The 1396-nt window shown below is 56.9% G+C and carries 1 protein-coding gene; it reads left to right on the top strand.

Annotated elements, in window-relative coordinates:
• Positions 1-142: 142 nt before the first annotated feature.
• Positions 143-1396 (top strand): PAS domain-containing protein (locus AC1D0Z_RS21785; RefSeq protein ID WP_477660236.1); only part of this gene is annotated, 1254 nt, incomplete at its 3' end.

The following is a 1396-nucleotide window of genomic DNA, read 5'->3' on the forward strand; positions in this document are numbered from 1 at the left end:
CGTGAAAACACATGGACGACTGGAGGGGGAAAGTGCCGCTGGTCAAGGCACGACATTCCGCGTAATGTTGGCCCTGCGACGGGCATAAACACTGGCTGAATGCCGTTGCCCCGTATCTTGCCGTTTACCCGAGGCGCCCACTATGGAAACAGGATCTACCCATAACAAGGACCGAATCCTTGTTGTGGACAGCAGCCACGGCCTTGCGGATGCCGTTCAAAACGCCCTTGCCGTGGATACGGCTGCGCGCGGGAAGTTCGAACTGGACGATGCCCGCGACGGACACGAAGGACTTGCCCTGGTGCAGCAGTCGCTTCTGGCGTCGCGACCCTACGCATTGGCCTTCATTGGGGTTTCCCGCATGGCGGGAGGGAAAACGCTCGAATTAGCCCTTCAAATATGGGCCCTTGATCCGGCAGTCCAGATCGTGTTTTGCGTGGATCAACGCGATTTCTCTGATGCGCTATTCGCAACCATGGTGGCAATGAACAGCAGGTGGCTGGTGACCAGGACGCCGCTTGACCCCGTAGAAATCATCCAGTTGGCCTGCTCCCTGACAGAGAAGTGGCATTTGCAGAATTTCAGGGAACTGCATCAACGCGTGAGCTCCGAGCCGGACGCTACGGCGAACCCTGTAGATGCCTCCCAGATCAACGAGCAGGATTTGTTGCGCTCACTTCTCGATAACGCTCCCGACCACATTTATTTCAAGGATGCGCAGTCCCGTTTTCTCAAATGCAGCAAGGCACAGGCGCTGCAATTTGGGGTCTCGTCACCGGAGGAACTGGTGGGAAAGACGGACCACGATTATTTTTCCGAAGAGCATGCACGCCCCGCCTACGAGGATGAACAGCAAATCCTGCGCACAGGCCGGCCGATCATTGGAAAAGTGGAGAAAGAAACCTGGAAGGATGGGCGCGATGCATCCTGGAAGCTGAGCACCAAAATGCCACTGCGCAACAAGGCCGGAGTCATCGTTGGCACCTTCGGCATCTCCAAGGACATTACCGCCCTGAAGCAGACCGAAGCGGCGCTGGCGTATCACCATGACCTGCTGACGACGCTCATGGAGAGCTCGCCAGACTCCATCTTTTTCAAAGACCTGCAATCACGCCTGGTCAAGGTCAGCCGTTCGGAGGTGCAGAACCTCCTGCGGCTATCGATCAGCCGCTACCGCGCAGCACATCCGGACCTGGCACTTMCACCCCACCTGGCCAGTGTGGAGGCATTTGAAAAATACGTGATCGGCAAAACCGATGCAGACATTTACGGCCAAGACAGGGCCAGCGAATTCAGCCACGACGAAGAGGAGATCATCCGCACAGGAAAACCCATCCTCGAAAAGAGCGAGAAAACCGTTCATCCCGACGGCCGTGTCGTCTGGTACCTCACCAAC

The sequence above is a fragment of the Polaromonas sp. P1_E3 genome (assembly GCF_056405935.1).